Source organism: Streptomyces venezuelae ATCC 10712 (assembly GCF_008639165.1).
Taxonomy (GTDB): domain Bacteria; phylum Actinomycetota; class Actinomycetes; order Streptomycetales; family Streptomycetaceae; genus Streptomyces; species Streptomyces venezuelae.
In genome coordinates this window covers 987,881-1,003,647 of the sequence record NZ_CP029197.1, presented here as the reverse complement: position 1 = coordinate 1,003,647, position 15,767 = coordinate 987,881, and the positions used below count along the sequence as shown (strand labels likewise).

The window sequence follows — 15,767 nt, the reverse complement described above, 5'->3', positions numbered from 1 at the left end:
GCGCACACGAACGGGAACCAGCGGCGAGGAGCGGCGCACATGCGGGGTGGGACGGCATCGTGAGGCTCCTGCACACCTCGGACTGGCATCTCGGCCGCTCGTTCCACCGGGTCGGCCTGCTCGACGCCCAGGCCGCCTTCCTCGACCACCTCGTGGCCACCGTCGACGAGCACGACGTCGACGCCGTCCTCGTCGCCGGGGACGTCTACGACCGTGCCGTGCCCCCGCTGCCCGCCGTCGAGCTGTTCGACAGCGCCCTGCACCGGCTCGCCGACGCGGGCGTGCCCACGGTGATGATCTCCGGCAACCACGACTCGGCCCGGCGCCTGGGCGTCGGCGCCGGACTCATGGAGAGGGCCGGTATCCATCTCCGTACCGACCCCGCCGGCATCGGCACCCCCGTCGTCCTCCGCGACACCCACGGCGACGTCGCCCTCTACGGACTGCCCTACCTCGAACCGGCCCTCGTCCGGGAGCGGCTCGGCGCCGAGAAGGCCGGCCACGAGGCCGTGCTCACCGCCGCCATGCACCAGGTCCGCGCCGACCTCGCCGGCCGGCCCGCGGGCACCCGCTCCGTCGTCCTCGCCCACGCGTTCGTCGCGGGCGGCGCGCCCAGCGACAGCGAGCGGGACATCACCGTCGGCGGTGTCGCCGCCGTCCCCACCGGGGTCTTCGACGGCGTCGACTACGTGGCGCTCGGGCACCTGCACGGCAGCCAGACCCTCACCCCGAGCGTGCGCTACTCCGGCTCCCCGCTCGCGTACTCCTTCTCCGAGGCCGACCACCGCAAGACGATGTGGCTCGTCGACCTCGGCCCGGCCGGCCCCGACGGGGCGGTCACCGGCGCCGAACGGATCGACTGCCCCGTACCGCGCCCCCTCGCCCGGATCAGGGGACGCCTCGACGACCTCCTCGCCGACCCCGCGCTCGACCGCCACGAGCAGTCCTGGATCGAGGCCACCCTCACCGATCCCGTGCGCCCCGCCGATCCGATGGCCCGGCTCGCCGAACGCTTCCCGCACACCCTGAACCTGGTCTTCGACCCCGAGCGCACCGCCGACGACCCCGGCGCCTCCTACGCCCGGCGGCTCAGGGACCGCACCGACCAGCAGATCGCGGAGGACTTCGTGGCCCATGTGCGCGGTGGCGCCGCTCTCGACGGGGCCGAGCGGACCGTCCTGTACGGCGCCTTCGACGACGTACGGGTCGACACGGCCGAGCGCGAGGTGGGCCGGTGAGGCTGCACCGCCTGGAGATCACCGCGTTCGGCCCCTTCGGCACCACGCAGACCGTCGACTTCGACGCCCTGTCCTCCGCCGGGCTGTTCCTGCTGCACGGGCCGACCGGCGCCGGGAAGACCTCCGTCCTCGACGCCGTCTGCTTCGCCCTGTACGGGAGCGTGCCCGGCGTCCGTCAGACCCCCGGCGGCTCCCTGCGCAGCGACCACGCCCCCGTCGGCACCTCCACCGAGGTGCTGCTCGAACTGACGGTGGGGGACCGGCGCCTGGAGATCACCCGGCGCCCCGCCCAGCAGCGCCCCAAGAAACGCGGCGGCGGATTCACCACCGAGAAGGCCCAGACCTGGCTGCGCGAGTACGACCCGGCCACGCGCGCGTGGAACGGCCTCAGCCGCTCCCACCAGGAGATCGGCGAGGAGATCACCCAGCTGCTCGGCATGAGCCGCGAACAGTTCTGCCAGGTGGTCCTCCTCCCGCAGGGCGACTTCGCCCGCTTCCTGCGCGCGGACGCCGAAGCCCGCGGCAAGCTCCTCGGCCGGCTCTTCGACACCCGCCGCTTCGCCGCCGTCGAGGAGCGCCTCGCCGAACTGCGGCGCGGCGCGCAGCAGCAGGTCGAGGAGGGCGACGAGCGGCTCCTCGCCCTCGCCCACCGGATGGGCCAGGCCGCCCGTGGCCTCGGGGCCGCCGACAGTTCCGTCGAGGGCAGGCCCGGTGAACCCGGGCTCGCCGACGCGGTCCTCAGCTGGGCCGCCGTCGCCCGCACCGAGGCCCGCGAGGCCCTCGACATCGCCCGCGTGCGGCTCGACACGGCCGAGGCCCGTCAGCGCGCCGCGCGCGCCGCGCTCGAAGCCGAGAACGACCTCGCCGCCCGCCAGGCCCGACACGCCGACGCCCTGCTCCGTAAGGAGCGGCTCACCGCCCACGCCCCCGAGCGCGACCGCCTCCAGGCCGCCCTCGACCTCAGCCTCAAGGCCGACCGGGTGGCGCCCGCCCTCGGTCTGCGTGAGGACGCCGAGCGCGCGTACCGCGCGGCGCGCACCGCCCGGGAACGCGCCCGCGCGCTGCTCGCCCCCGAACTCGCCGACGCCGGGGCCGAGCAGCTCGCCGCCCTCGGAGACCGGCTCCGCGAAGAGCTGGGCGGCCTGGAGGCGGCCCGCAGGGCCGAACGCCGCGCCGCCGCCGTCGCCGGGGAACGGACCGCCCTCGCCCGCGAGGCGCGCGCCGACGACGACGTGCTGCGCGACGCGGCCAACTGGCTGGCCGGCTGGGAACCGCGCCGCGCCGCGCTCACCGAGCACGTCGAGGCCGCCCGGGACGCCGCCGCGCGTGCCGAGCACCTCGCCGGCCGTCTCGACCCCGCCCGCCGACGGCTCGCCGCCGCGCGTCGCCGCGACGCCCTCGCCGAGGGCGCCCGGGTGGCCGAGGCGCGACTCGCCGACGCCCGCGAGCGCCGGAACACCGCCCACGAGAACTGGCTGGACGTCAAGTCCCGCCGCCTCGAGGGCATCGCCGCCGAACTCGCCGTCACCCTCGGCCCCGGCGACCCCTGTCAGGTCTGCGGCTCCACCGACCACCCGGCCCCCGCCCGCACCACCGTCGACCACGTCGACCGGGCCACCGAGGACGCCGCCTACGCGGCCTACACCCGCGCCGAGGAGACCCGGACCACCGCCGAACGCGAACTGGCCGTCACCCGCGAGTCCCTGGCCGCGGCGCGCGACGAGGCCCTGGACGGCGCCCCGGCCGGTGCACCCGAGCCGACCGTCGCCGAACTGGCCCTCGACGTCGACGCGTTGACCCGCCGGCACGCCGAAGCGCACGCCCTGGCCGGACAGACCCACGGCGCCCGGGAGGCCCTCGCGCGTGCCGAACGGGAACACGAGGAGCGGGTCGCCGCGCAGCGCGAGGCCGAACGGCGGGTCGCCGCCCGCACCTCGCGGCGCGAGGCCCTGGACCGCGAACAGGCCACCCTCGACGAGGAACTCGCCCGGGGGCGCGGCGCGTTCGCCAGCGTGGCCGAACATGCCGACCGCCTGGAACGCCGGATCGCGCTCCTGGCCGACGCCACCGGAGCCGTACGCGCCGCCGAACTCGCCGCCCAGCACCTCAAGGAGGCCGACGACCGGCTCTCCGACGCCGCCTACCGGGCCGGCTTCACCACCCCGGCCGAGGCCTCCGCCGCGCTCCTGCGCGAGGCCGAACGCCGGGACCACCAGCAGCGCGTGGACGCCTGGCAGGCCGAGGCGGCCGCCGTCGCGGACCGGCTCGCCGAGCCCGGCACCGCGGCCGCCGCCGCCCTCCCGCCCGCCGATCCCCACGCCGCGGCCGCCGTCCACGCCGCGGCCGAACGCGCCCTGCGCGAGGCGGACTCCGTCCTGGCCGCCGCCCGCGAGCGGGCCACCGGACTGGACGGGCTCTCCCGGCAGGCCGCGGCCGAGGTCCGCCGCCTCGGCCCGCTGCGCGAGGAGTACGACCGGGTGGCCCGCCTCGCCGCCCTCACGGCGGGCACCTCCACCGAGAACGAGCGCCGGATGCGCCTGGAGTCGTACGTCCTCGCCGCCCGGCTCGAACAGGTCGCGGCCGCCGCGACCGCCCGCCTCCAGCGGATGTCCTCCGGCCGTTACACCCTCGTGCACTCCGACGCCCGCTCCGGCGGCAAGCGGGCCGGCCTCGGCCTGCACGTCGTCGACGCCTGGACCGGCAACGAGCGCGACACCGCCACCCTCTCCGGCGGCGAGACCTTCTTCGCGTCGCTCGCCCTCGCCCTCGGCCTCGCCGACGTCGTCACCGACGAGGCGGGCGGCGTCCGCCTCGACACCCTCTTCATCGACGAGGGCTTCGGCAGCCTCGACGAGCAGACGCTCGACGAGGTCCTCGACGTCCTCGACTCGCTCCGCGAGCGGGACCGCAGCGTCGGCATCGTCAGCCACGTCGGTGACCTGCGCCGCCGGATCCCGGCCCAGCTGGAGGTCGTCAAGGCACGGCAGGGCTCGGCGGTCCGGCTCCGCACCGGCGGGGAGGCCCTCGGCGGCTGAGACCCGCCGGCGTCCGCCTCAGCGGCTGAGGGAGCGCCGGGGCAGCGGCGAGGAGTAGACGACGCTGGTGGTCACCGCGCCGAGCGTGGCGATCTTCCCGGAGATCTCCTCCAGGTGCCGCATCGAGCGGGCCGCGACCTTGAGGACGAAGCAGTCGTCACCGGTGACGTGGTGCGCCTCCAGGACCTCGGGCGTGGTGTCGAGCAGGTCGTGGAACGGCTTGTAGTTGCCGTGCGGGTAGCGGAGCCGTACGAAGGCGAGGATGGGCAGACCGAGCCGGTCCTGGTCGACGATCGCCGTGTACCCGGAGATCACCCCGGCCTCCTCCAGGCGCCGCACCCGCTCGGTCACCGCGGACGGCGACATCGACACCGTACGGGCGAGCTCGGCGAAGCTGGCGCGGCCCTCGGACTGGAGGGCTTCGAGGATGCGCCAGTCGGTGGCGTCAGGGGTGTACTCGCTGGTCATACCGCACAGATTGCAGGGGATTCCCCGGCCGATCAAGAGAGGGGCCGGGGAATCTCGGCGCCCGGTCCTCAGAGCCGCGAGAGTTCCTCGACCAGGTCGTCGAGGCCCAGCGGGCCCTGCGAGAGCGCCGCCATGTGCCAGGCCTTCGCGTCGAACGCGTCGCCGTGCGCCGCCCGCGCGTTGGCACGGCCGAGCAGCCAGGCGCGCTCGCCCAGCTTGTAGCCGATGGCCTGGCCCGGCATCGACAGGTAGCGGGTCATCTCGCTCTCCACGAAGGACGCCGGGCGGCTGCTGTGCCGCTGGAAGAACTCCTGGGCGAGCTCCGGAGTCCACCGCTCGCCCGGGTGGAACGGCGAGTCGGCCGGGATCTCCAGACCCAGGTGCATGCCGATGTCCACGATCACCCGGCACGCGCGCATCATCTGGCCGTCGAGGTAGCCGAGGCGCCGCTCCGCGTCGGGCAGGAAACCCAACTCGTCCATCAGGCGCTCCGCGTAGAGCGCCCAGCCCTCCATGTTGGCGCTGACCTTGCCGATGGTCGCCTGGTAGCGGGAGAGCCGGTCGGCGACGTGCACCCACTGGGCGATCTGCAGGTGATGGCCGGGGACCCCCTCGTGGTACCAGGTCGACACCAGGTCGTAGACGGGGAAGCGGGTCGTCCCGTCGACCGGCAGCCAGGTCCGGCCGGGCCGCGAGAAGTCCTCGGACGGGCCGGTGTAGTACGGCGCGGCGGCGCCGCCCGGCGGGGCGATCCGGGACTCCACCCGCCGTACCCGGTCGGCGAGTTCGAAGTGGGTGCCGTCGAGGGCCTCGATGGCCTCGTCCATGAGCCGCTGGAGCCAGTCCCGCACCTCGTCCACGCCCTCGATGTGGGTGCCGTGCTCGTCGAGGTGGGCGAGCGCCTCCCAGGGGCCGGCGCCCGGCAGGATCCGCTCGGCCTCCGCGCGCATCTCCCCGAGCAGCCGGTGGTACTCGGTCCAGCCGTACGCGTACGCCTGGTCGAGGTCCAGGTCGGTGCCGTTGAAGTAGCGGGTCCAGCGCTGGTAGCGCTCGCGGCCGACCGTGTTCGGGGCGTCGGCGACGGCCGGCGCGTACACGTCCCGCATCCAGTCCCGCAGCGCCGCGACGGCCTCGGTGGCGCCCCGGCCCGCCTTCGCGAGCTCGGCGCGCAGGTCCTCGGGCAGACTGTCGGGGCCCGCGGCGGCGAACTCCTCGAACCAGCCAGGCTTCCCGCCGTCCCCGCCCGCCCACTCGGTGAGCTGCTCGACGAAGGTGGCGGTGGGCCGGGGCCCGCCGAGGAGCCCCCGGTCGAGGCCCAGCGCGAGCGAGGCGCGGTAGCCCTCCAGGGCGCCGGGGACCGCGCGCAGCCGGGACGCGACCGCCGCCCAGTCCTCCTCGGTCTCCGTCGGCATCACGGTGAAGACGATGCGGACGCTGTGCGCGGGCGAGCGCATGTTGCTGACCGCGCAGAGGCCCTCCTCGGCCTCGTACACGGCGAGTTCGGCCGTGAGACGCTCCCGGAGCAGCCGGGCGCACCGCCGCTCGGCCTCGCCGTCCGCACCCGGGGCGCGCTCGGCCTCGTCGAGCCGGGCGAGCGTGCGGCGGGCGAGCTCGGCCACCGCCCGCTGGCCGGCGGGCGAGAAGTCGGGCAGCTGTCCGGCGCTCTCCTTGACTCCCAGGTACGTACCGGTGATCGGGTCGAGGGCGATGAGTGCGTCGACGTGTTCGTCGGCGACCTGGCGGGGCAGCGGGCAGCTGGAAGTCTCTGGCATGGGGGCCATCCTGGCGTCTCCGGCGGGCCCGCGTCACCCTCGTCCGAGCTCAGTCGGCTGACAAGGAGGGGCTCGCGGACGGCGGCAGGAGCGGGCCGCACTCCCACTGCTGGAAGATCAGCCGGGTCTCGACGCGGGCCACCTCGCGGCGCGAGGTGAACTCGTCGAGCACGAGTCGTTGCAGGTCGGCGGGGTCCGCCACGGCCACGTGCACCAGGTAGTCGTCAGGTCCCGTGAGATGGAACAGGGCCCGGGACTCCGGCAGGGCCCGGATGCGGTCGACGAACGGACCGATCAGTTCCCGCCGGTGGGGGCGGACCTGGACCAGAAGGAGCGCTTCAAGCCCCCGGCCGAGTTTGGCCGGATCCAGTCGTAGCTGGTGTCCGAGGATCACTCCGGTGCGGCGCAGCCGCGCCACCCGGTCGAGGCAGGTGGACGGAGCCACCCCGACCTCGGCGGCGAGTTCGCGGTAGGTGGTCCGGGCGTCGTTCTGCAAGAGGCGAAGAATGTGCAGATCGACCGCGTCCAGTACGACAGAATCGGCCATCCGGCGAACGTAGCACGGCGATTTCCCGCTACTTCCCGGTATCCGTTCACAGTGCCGCCATGGACGCCATGGACTACGGCCCCTCGGCCACCCCGAGGGCCCTCGCCACCGAAGCCGTGCACGCCGGCCGCGAAGACCTCGCCACGCTCGGTCTGCACGCCCCGCCGATCGACCTGTCCACCACCTACCCCTCGTACGACGCCCGGGCGGAGGCCGCCCGGATCGACGAGTTCGCCACCACCGGCGCCCGGCTCGACGGCCCGCCGGTCTACGCCCGGCTCGACAACCCCACCGTCGCCCGCTTCGAGGAGGCCCTCGCCCGCCTGGAGGGCACCGAGGCCGCCGTCGCGTTCGCCAGCGGCATGGCCGCGCTCACCGCCGTCCTCCTCGCCCGCGCGAGCCAGGGCCTGCGCCATGTCGTCGCCGTCCGGCCGCTCTACGGCTGCAGCGACCACCTCCTCGACGCCGGTCTGCTGGGCACCGAGGTGACCTGGACCGACCCGGCGGGGATAGCCGGGGCGATCCGCCCGGACACCGGCCTCGTCATGGTGGAGTCGCCGGCCAACCCGACCCTCGCCGAGGCGGACCTGCGCGCCCTCGCCCACTCCTGCGGCTCCGTGCCGCTCCTGGTCGACAACACCTTCGCCACCCCGGTGCTCCAGCGCCCCGTCGAGCAGGGTGCGCGCATCGTGCTGCACAGCGCGACCAAGTACCTGGGCGGGCACGGCGACGTCATGGGCGGCGTCGTGGCCTGCGACGAGGAGTTCGCCCGTACCCTGCGCCAGGTGCGCTTCGCCACCGGCGGCGTACTGCACCCGCTCGCCGGCTACCTGCTGCTGCGCGGTCTCGCCACCCTGCCTGTACGCGTCCGGGCGGCGTCCGGTACGGCGGCGGAACTCGTCCGGCGGCTCGCCACCGACCCGCGGATCGCCCGGGTCCACTACCCCCGGATCGGCGGCGCGATGATCGCCTTCGAGGTGTACGGCGATCCGCACGACGTCATCGCCGGCGTCCGGCTGATCACCCCGGCCGTCAGCCTCGGCAGCGTCGACACCCTCATCCAGCACCCGGCCTCCATCAGCCACCGCATCGTGGCCGAGGGCGACCGGCGCTCGGCGGGCGTCAGCGACCGGCTGCTGCGCATGTCGGTCGGCCTCGAGGACGTCGAGGACCTGTGGCGCGATCTGACCCAGGCGCTCAGCGCTCCGCCCGCCGGACCCCTTCGGATCGCTGCTCCTGCCGCGGCCGGTCGGCCGGTCGGGGTGCCGAGGCCAGCCGGGCGGTGATCACCAGGGTGCCCTCCTCGATCTGGTAGTCGAGGGGCAGCCGGAGCGCCCGCATCGCGGCCACCATCCCGGTGTTGGACGACTGCGTCACGGCGTACACGCTCGCGCAGCCGGCCTCCTCGGCCATCGCCACCAGCCGGCCGAGGAGTTCGGAGCCGATGCCCCGCCGCTGCCAGTCGTCCTCGACGAGCAGCGCGACCTCCGTCTCGTCGCCGTCCCAGAGCAGATGGCCGAGGGCGACGAGCCGGCCCGAGGCCGTCTGTACGGCGAGGGTGCGGCCGAAGCGGGGGCTCAGCAGATGGTCGAGGTAGCGGTCCGCGTCGCCGACCGGGCCGTGGTACCGCAGGCTCAGGGTGCGGGCGGAGCAGCGGTCGTGCATGGCGCGCGCGGCGACCAGGTCGCGCTGGTCGGCGCGGCGGACGGTGATCTCGTTGCCCTCGGGCAGGGTCAGCACGTCCTGGCTGCGCGGGACGCGCGGGCCGAGCCGCGCGTCGAGCTCCACGAGGGCGCGGGCGCGGGCGAACTCGGTCGGGGTGAACGGGAGGTAGGGCCGCTCCACGATGAGCGTGCCGCCGTTGGGGTCGCGCAGCCGCATCACGGTCTCCTCGAGGACGCCCTCGACCGGGGCGTGCTCGCCCGTGGGGCGACCGGTGAGCGAGACGGCGGGCACCGAGTGCAGGGTGCAGCGGCCGAGGAGCTGGCGCAGCGCGAGCGGCAGTTCGGCCGCGTCGAGGGCGGTCCGGGTGGCCAGGCCCAGGACCCGGGTGGGGGTGTCCACCAGGTCGTGGGCGTCCGCCCGCTCGGTCCAGGTGTCCCGGCCGCCGGCCGCCGCCGTCTCCCGGGCGAGGGCCTGGGCGGAGAGGTCGGCGGGGGCACGCAGCAGGAACTCGTCGACCGTGCCGTCGGCGAGCGGGTGGGTCTGGAGGGTGAGGATGTCCACGCCCAGGCGGGCCAGGACCGTGCAGAGCGCGGCCAGGCTGCCCGGCGTGTCCGCGACGGTGGTGCGCATCCGCCACAGCGCGGTCTCGACGGGCACCTCCGGCTTCCCCTCGTCCTCCGCGGCCGCGTCGGACGCCGCGTCAGGCGCGGAGGCCACGGCGGACGGGGAGGTCACGTCGGGGTGCCCGCCGGTGTGACCGGCGGGCGGGGCATGGCTCGCATGACTGTGCCTCCGTGCCCACCAGGTGTGGAAGGCGGCGGTGGCGACCAGCGCGATCGCCGAGAACACCAGCAGGTAGGGGCCGTCGGGTCCCTTGGCGATGGTCTTGGCGATCGTGTCGGCCACCACCACGGCGGTGAACAGGGCGGCGAGCTCGATCAGGTCGCGCCGCCAGTGGTGCGGTCGGCGGGCGCTCTTCGAAGACGTCACATCGGTCATGACCTCACTGTGACCCAGTGGTGTTGCGTGATCACGAACGTTTTGTGACTGACGGGTTAAGCGCCCATCTGGCGGCTTAAAGAACGATTCAGGCCGTTTCTGCCAGAGGCTGACCGGCCCCCTGACGGAGTGCGCCCAGCAGCCGCTTCGCCTGCACGAGGAACTGCGAGGAACCCCGCGCCGAGGCCACCCCCGCGAGACCGGCCACCTCGTCGCCGGCCCCGCACCGCTCCACGCAGTCCGCCGCCACCGCGAGCACCTCGCCCAGCCCCCGCACCGGCTTCTCCGCCCCGAGCAGCTCGGGCAGCGCCGGGGCGAGGACCGCCCAGACCGTGCCGTACGCCCCCGTGGCGGCCGCCGTCCGCAGCGCGTCCGCCAGCCGGTTCGGCTTCACCGAGCCCTCCGCGACCAGCCACGCCAGCTCCGTACCGAGCCGCCGCGCGTCCAGGTCGCCCCGGGACGCGAGCACGAGCAGCGCGTCCACCGCCCGCAGCCGGTCGTCGGCGTCCTGACAGCCCAGACCGGCCGCCAGTGCCAGCGGAAGGGCCCGGCCGACCGGACCGGCCGCCTCGGCGAGCGCGGTGAGCGGCTCCGTCACCCCGCGCTGGTCCGCGTCGGCCCCGGAGGCCAGCGAGGGAAGGACGCACGCCGCCACGAACTCACGGTCCACCGGCAGCGCCGCGACCCAGTGCGCCCGCGTCTCCAGCCAGTGGTAGCAGCGACGGGGAGTCGCCCCCAGCTCACCGCCCAGCCAGCGGAAGGCCGCCGGGAACTCCTTGCGCACCACGGGGCGGTCCTCTATCTCCACGACGATCCGCTCCGCCAGCCACCACTTCCCCGAGGTCCGGTCCTTCCCCCGGGGCAGGAACCGCACCTTCGTCGCCAGGGGCTCCGCCGTCCGCAGCCAGGCCGCGAGCCGTCCTCCCGCCCGGGTCCCGAGCGCCTCCGCCTCCTCGGCGCACCGGCCGGCCGAGGAGTCCCCGCGCCCGACCCGCAGCAGCGCCTGGGCGAAGTCCGCCGGGGCCGGCTCGACGCCCGCGTCCCGGTAGGCGCGCAGCCGCTCCACCAGCACCACCGGGTCGATCTCGCCGGTGTGCACCGTCGGTGCGGCGAGCAGGAACGGCAGCGCGTCCGAGCCGATCAGGGCGGCCGCCTCCCACAGTCGCGCGTCGAGGATTCCCGACAACGCCTCGTGGTGACAGGACTTCCGGCCGGTCCCCTTCCCCCGCCCGGAATCGACGCGCCACCCCGGCAGCACGCCCAGCAGCCCCGCGAGCACCACCTCCGCCCCGTGGGTGTAGTGACTGAAGTAGTGCCGGTTCTCCCAGTGCTCCGTCGGAAACGCCTCGCGCACCGCCGCCTCAAGACCCGCCCGGTCCTGCCGCGCCACACGCACCAGACCGTCCAGCGTCCGCTCGAACGCCGCCGGGTCCTGGTACAGGCCCCTCGTCAGCAGCTCCTCCACCAGCGCCTCGACCGTCGTCGCCGGCGGAGCCACCGGCTCCCGCTCCGGGACCGGGGGCAGGACCTCCTCGTACGGGGCCCAGGCCTCCGCCTCCAGCGCCTCCCCGAACAGCGCGGCGGCGGCCGCCCGGTGCACCGGACTCAGCAGACCCGCCTGCCCGGCGAGCTCGTCGCGTACGGAGGCGTCCACCGCCGCCACATGACGGGCCACCAGCTTCAGCGCCCGCTCCTGGATCGTGGTGTCCTCGTGCCCGAAGGCCTCCGCCACCGCCGGCAACAGCTCGCCCGCCGCGCCGGGCTCCCGCGCCAGCACCTTGCCGACCAGCGTCAACTGCGCCCGCACCAGCTTCTTCTCGGTACGGAACAGCACCCCGCCCGTCATCTCCGCCAGCGCCGCCGTCGACAGCGCCCCCTCGGCGGCCAGCCCCGCGAGGACCTCCTGCGCGTACCCGGCGACCGGCGACGGGGCGTCGGCCGCCATCCCGGTCCAGTCGGGAACCCGCCCCCGGCGCTCCTCCGCGCTCGGCTCCACCAGACGCAGCACCTCCAGCGGGAACCGCAGGTCCCGGGGACGCCCGCCGCGCAGCAGCCTGGAGACGCACAGGTCGACGACCTGGGCCCGGTCGAGCACCCCCTCGGCGACGAGCCCCGCGAGCGCGGTCGGCCAGTGCGTCGGCGCCTCGGGACCCACCGACCAGGTCAGCCGGTCCGGCGTCTCCGCCATCGCGAGGGCGTGCGGCACCAGCACCGTCGTCTGCGGGTCCTCCCGGAGCCGCTCCTGAAGACGCGCGTCGGTGATCTCCCGGGTCCAGGCCAGGACATAGCCGTCGGTGGCGGGCACCGCGCACCCGGAGCGCTCCACGAGCCCCCGGATCAGTCCGTAGCTGCTCTCCGCGACGGCCGGCCGCTGGGCGAGGCGGAGCGCCACGTCCGCCATCCACGCCGCGTCCCGGTCGCCCAGCACCGAGAGGACCAGGCCGCCGTCCTCCGAGCGCCAGCTCAGCAGATCGCGTCCGCCGAGCCAGGTCGCCGCCGCGGCCGCACCGGTCTGACAGCCGGCACCCGCCACGTACAGGGCGCGTCGGACGGCGGTGGCCTCGTTCCACCGCTTCCAGTCCCAGGAACGGACCTCGGAGCGCACGGCCTTCAGCTGTGCGAGGGCGCTCTTCCGCTCGGCGGCTGTCAGCGGCTCGAAGAGCTTCGGCACCTGATGGGCGCGGCCCGCCCGCACCGCCGCGACCAGACGCTCGACCGGCGTACCCGCCGTGCCGTCCTCGCGGTCCGCGTCGCCCACCGTGCCGCTCGCCGTGTCGTTCCCCGTCGTGCCCGCCACCGTGCTCCTCACCTTGATCATCATGCTGTCCATCACCCTGTTCACCAGGCTCTTCCGCACCCCGGTCGCCCCGGTCGCCCCGGTCACCACGCCGTCCGCCCGCGCCGCCCCGTCCGCCGTCATCGCGCCGCTCCGGCCGCACTCGCGCCCTCGGCCCCGGCACCCGGCCCGACGCCGGACGGCGCCCGGAGCGCGTCCCCGGCCGTCGCGCCCCGCCGGACCATCCGGACCGCGAGCGCGTGCTTGCACGGGCCCCGACGGCCCCGGTAGTCCGCCCACCACTGGCAGGTGCAGCTCAGCACCCCGGCCGACTCCCGCACCCGGTAACGCCGATCGCCCGAGGCCACCGTCGCCAGCTCACCGTCGAGCGCCACCGCGCCCTCCGCGACCAGCCGCCGGGCACTCACCAGACGGGGGTTGTGCCGCTCGGCCCGGTCCGCGTCGTACGGCAGCTCCCGGTGGAAGTAGGCCGCGTCCGCCACGTCGTACCCCACCCGGCCCGCCGTGCCCAGCCGGGTCAGTGCCGCCCGCACCCGGTCCACGGAGAGCCCCGCCTGCGCCGCGAGATCGGCCAGATCGATCCGCGGCTCCCAGGCCAGCAGCACCGCGACCAGCTCGGCGTCCTGCGCCGCCTCCTCCGTCGCCAGCGCCTCCAGGACCCCGCCCTCTCCGGAGAACCCCCGCGCCGGATCGGGCGACAGCGTCAACGTCAGCCGCATGCCCGGCAGCGTCACCTCCCAGGCGCTCGCCGTCGCCACGGCCCCGTCCGGCACCGGCCCGTACACCCGCAGCCCCGTCGCGTGCCGCAGCACCCGCTCCAGGGCGACCAGCCGGTCCGGCCCCGGCAGGCACACCGCGCCCGCGCCCGGCCGGGTCGTCGGCCGCAGGGTCCGGCCCGACGGGGTGACCCACAGCGGACCGCGCCCGCGTGCCTGGGTGCGCGGCAAGGAGCGCAGGAAGCGCACCGCCTCCGCCCCGCTCAGCTCGGCCCGCAGATCGAACCGGGCCGAGGCGACCTGGGCCTCGGCGAAGCCCCGCAGCCAGCGGTCCGGCAGCGGGACCTTCTTCTCCACGACCGCCCCCGCGAGCGTGCTGACCGCCATCTCCTCGGGACCCACCCGCAGATGCAGCGGATCGTCCCCCGCCATCCGCGACAGGGCCTCCCGCAGCGGGTTGTTGACGTCGACGTTGGTGGTGCCGTGCCCCGTCTCCGCACCGCCGAGGCCCTCGTCCAGCACGTCCAGGCGCGCGTACACCCCGCCGCAGCCGGAGAACGACTCGAAGCGCAGCCGGTCCCCGTTCCCCGTCACCACCGGGTCCAGCGAACCCGGCCGTATCCGCTGGTGGTAGCGGGCCGCCGCCACGTCGGCGACCGCCAGCAGACCACGGGCGGCGACCTGCGGCGAGGCCAGGAAGCCGGAGAAGAAGCGGGGATGGGCCTCGGCCCCCCGGGGCGTGAGGCCCCCCGCCGTCTCCAGACCGAGCAGCCGGCCGGAGCCCGTGGACTCCAGCGCGGACGGGCGGACATAGGCGAGTGCCTGTACGGATCGCGTCATGAGAACGACCGTAGGACCCGCCACTGACAACGGCCCGGGACCGCGCCCCGCACCGCCTCCGACCAGGAGTTACTGCCCGACGCGACCCGGCTTCAGCACCTTGCTGAACAACACCGTGCCGCCCTCGGCGCGCAGTCGCACCGTCAGTTCCCCGCTGTGGCCGTCGATGTCGACCTCCCCGAAGTACTGCGGGCTCTCCATCGGCGACAGGTTCGCCCGCTCCGGCGCCCGCACGAACACCCGCTCCGGGCCGAACGTCGCGTCGAGGGCGTTCGCCGGGAAGCCGCCGGCTGCCAGCGGCCCCGATACGAACTCCCAGAAGGGCGCGAAGTCCTGGAAGGCCGCCCGCTCCGGCGCGTAGTGCTGCGCCGAGGTGTAGTGGACGTCGGCCGTCAGCCACAGCGTGCCGGTGATCCGCCGGTGCTTGACGAACCGCAGCAGCTCCGCGATCTGGAGCTCGCGCCCCAGCGGGGCGCCCGGATCGCCCTGCGCGACGGCCTCGAAGTTCGCGGCGCCGTCCGGTACCACGAGACCGAGCGGCATGTCCGCCGCGAGCACCTTCCACACGGCGGTGGAGGCGGCCAGCTCCCGCTTGAGCCAGGCCAGTTGCCCGGCGCCCAGGATGCCGGTGGTGTCGTCGGCCTGTCGGCCGGGGGAGTTGGCGTTCCGGAACGAGCGCATGTCCAGCACGAACACGTCGAGCAGCGGCCCGTACCGCACCACCCGGTGCATCCGGCCCCCGCGCCCGCCCCCGCGCGCGTGGAGGGTCGACACCGGCGTGTACTCGCCGAAGGCGCGCAGCGCGCGCGAGGCCAGCACGTCCACGTCCTTCTCCGTGTAGCGGGCGTCGTCCAGGATCTGGCCCGGGTACCAGTTGTTGCGCACCTCGTGGTCGTCCCATTGCACCACCGTGGGCACCTGCGCGTTGAACGCCCGGACGTTGTGGTCGAGGAGGTTGTAACGGAAGTTGCCGCGGTACTCGTCGAGCGTCTCCGCGACCTTGGACTTCTCCGGCGTCGTGACGTTCCGCCAGATCCGCCCGTCGGGCAGCGTCACGCTCGGCTGGAGCGGCCCGTCGGCGTAGATCGAGTCGCCGCTGCACAGGAAGAAGTCCGGGTCCAGCCGGCGCATCTCCTCGTACGCGCGGAAGCCGCCGATGTCCGGGTTGATGCCCCAGCCCTGCCCCGCGATGTCCCCCGACCAGAGGAAACGGACCCCGTCGCGGCGACGCTCGGGGGCCGTACGGAAGGTGCCGACGACCGGCTCGCCCGTGCGGCGCGGATCGTCCGGGTCGGCGAGGGTGACCCGGTAGTGGATCTGCTCGCCCGCGGGCAGACCCCGCAGCGGCGTCGTGCCGGTGAAGTCCGTGCCCGCGCCGATCAGCGGCCCGTGGTGCCGGCGTACCCGCCGGAACGACTCGGTCGCCGAAGTCTCGACGACCATGCGCGCCGGCCGGTCCGAGCGCACCCACAGCAGACCGGAGGACGCCGTGACGTCACCCGTCTGCACACCCCACTCGGCGCGGGGCCGGCCCGACAGCGCGAACGCCGGGGCCGCGAGACCGGTGCCCCCGAGGGTGAGCGCCGCCGAAGCGGCCAGCGAGCCGCGCAGCACGCTGCGCCGGGCGGGGGAGGGGGAACTGCCGGGTACGGACCGGGACATGGGAAGGACCTCCGAGGGGTGTCCGGGC

General features: G+C 75.1%; 10 protein-coding genes. 3 read left to right on the top strand and 7 right to left on the bottom strand.

The window, feature by feature from the left end:
• Positions 1-59 precede the first annotated feature (59 nt).
• Complete coding sequence (locus tag DEJ43_RS04260; RefSeq protein WP_015032079.1) at positions 60-1,238, top strand: exonuclease SbcCD subunit D; 1,179 nt, start codon at positions 60-62, stop codon at positions 1,236-1,238.
• Positions 1,235-4,273 carry an AAA family ATPase gene (locus DEJ43_RS04255; protein WP_015032078.1) on the top strand — a complete coding sequence of 1,013 codons (3,039 nt, stop codon included), beginning with the start codon at positions 1,235-1,237 and terminating at the stop codon, positions 4,271-4,273. Before DEJ43_RS04260 ends, DEJ43_RS04255 begins: the two co-directional genes overlap by 4 nt.
• 18 nt (positions 4,274-4,291) lie before the next feature.
• On the opposite strand, the gene DEJ43_RS04250 is transcribed toward DEJ43_RS04255, so the two are convergent.
• The 3 genes from DEJ43_RS04250 to DEJ43_RS04240 form a co-directional block, all read right to left on the bottom strand.
• On the bottom strand, positions 4,292-4,741 hold the full coding sequence (locus DEJ43_RS04250; protein ID WP_041662087.1) for an Lrp/AsnC family transcriptional regulator: 450 nt from the start codon (positions 4,739-4,741) through the stop codon (positions 4,292-4,294).
• 68 nt (positions 4,742-4,809) lie between these two features.
• Positions 4,810-6,513, bottom strand: coding sequence for a DUF885 domain-containing protein (locus DEJ43_RS04245; RefSeq protein ID WP_181399500.1), 1,704 nt, complete (start codon positions 6,511-6,513; stop codon positions 4,810-4,812).
• 49 nt (positions 6,514-6,562) lie between these two features.
• Positions 6,563-7,060, bottom strand: coding sequence for an Lrp/AsnC family transcriptional regulator (locus DEJ43_RS04240; RefSeq protein ID WP_015032075.1), 498 nt, complete (start codon positions 7,058-7,060; stop codon positions 6,563-6,565).
• A gap of 59 nt (positions 7,061-7,119) precedes the next feature.
• On the opposite strand from DEJ43_RS04240, the gene DEJ43_RS04235 reads away from it, so the two are divergent.
• Positions 7,120-8,346, top strand: coding sequence for a trans-sulfuration enzyme family protein (locus tag DEJ43_RS04235; RefSeq protein ID WP_015032074.1), 1,227 nt, complete (start codon positions 7,120-7,122; stop codon positions 8,344-8,346).
• Here the strand turns inward: DEJ43_RS04235 and DEJ43_RS04230 are convergent.
• From DEJ43_RS04230 to DEJ43_RS04215, 4 genes are all read right to left on the bottom strand, one after another.
• A complete protein-coding gene (locus tag DEJ43_RS04230) occupies positions 8,258-9,724 on the bottom strand; it encodes a GNAT family N-acetyltransferase (protein WP_015032073.1) in 1,467 nt (488 codons plus the stop codon). The genes DEJ43_RS04235 and DEJ43_RS04230 overlap by 89 nt on opposite strands.
• Positions 9,725-9,812: 88 nt before the next feature.
• A complete protein-coding gene (locus tag DEJ43_RS04225; protein ID WP_015032072.1) occupies positions 9,813-12,644 on the bottom strand; it encodes a DUF7824 domain-containing protein in 2,832 nt (943 codons plus the stop codon).
• Positions 12,641-14,077, bottom strand: coding sequence for an SWIM zinc finger domain-containing protein (locus tag DEJ43_RS04220; protein ID WP_078508600.1), 1,437 nt, complete (start codon positions 14,075-14,077; stop codon positions 12,641-12,643). The genes DEJ43_RS04225 and DEJ43_RS04220 overlap by 4 nt, the downstream gene beginning before the upstream one ends.
• Before the next feature lie 69 nt (positions 14,078-14,146).
• A complete protein-coding gene (locus tag DEJ43_RS04215; protein WP_015032070.1) occupies positions 14,147-15,739 on the bottom strand; it encodes an alkaline phosphatase D family protein in 1,593 nt (530 codons plus the stop codon).
• Positions 15,740-15,767: the final 28 nt, after the last annotated feature.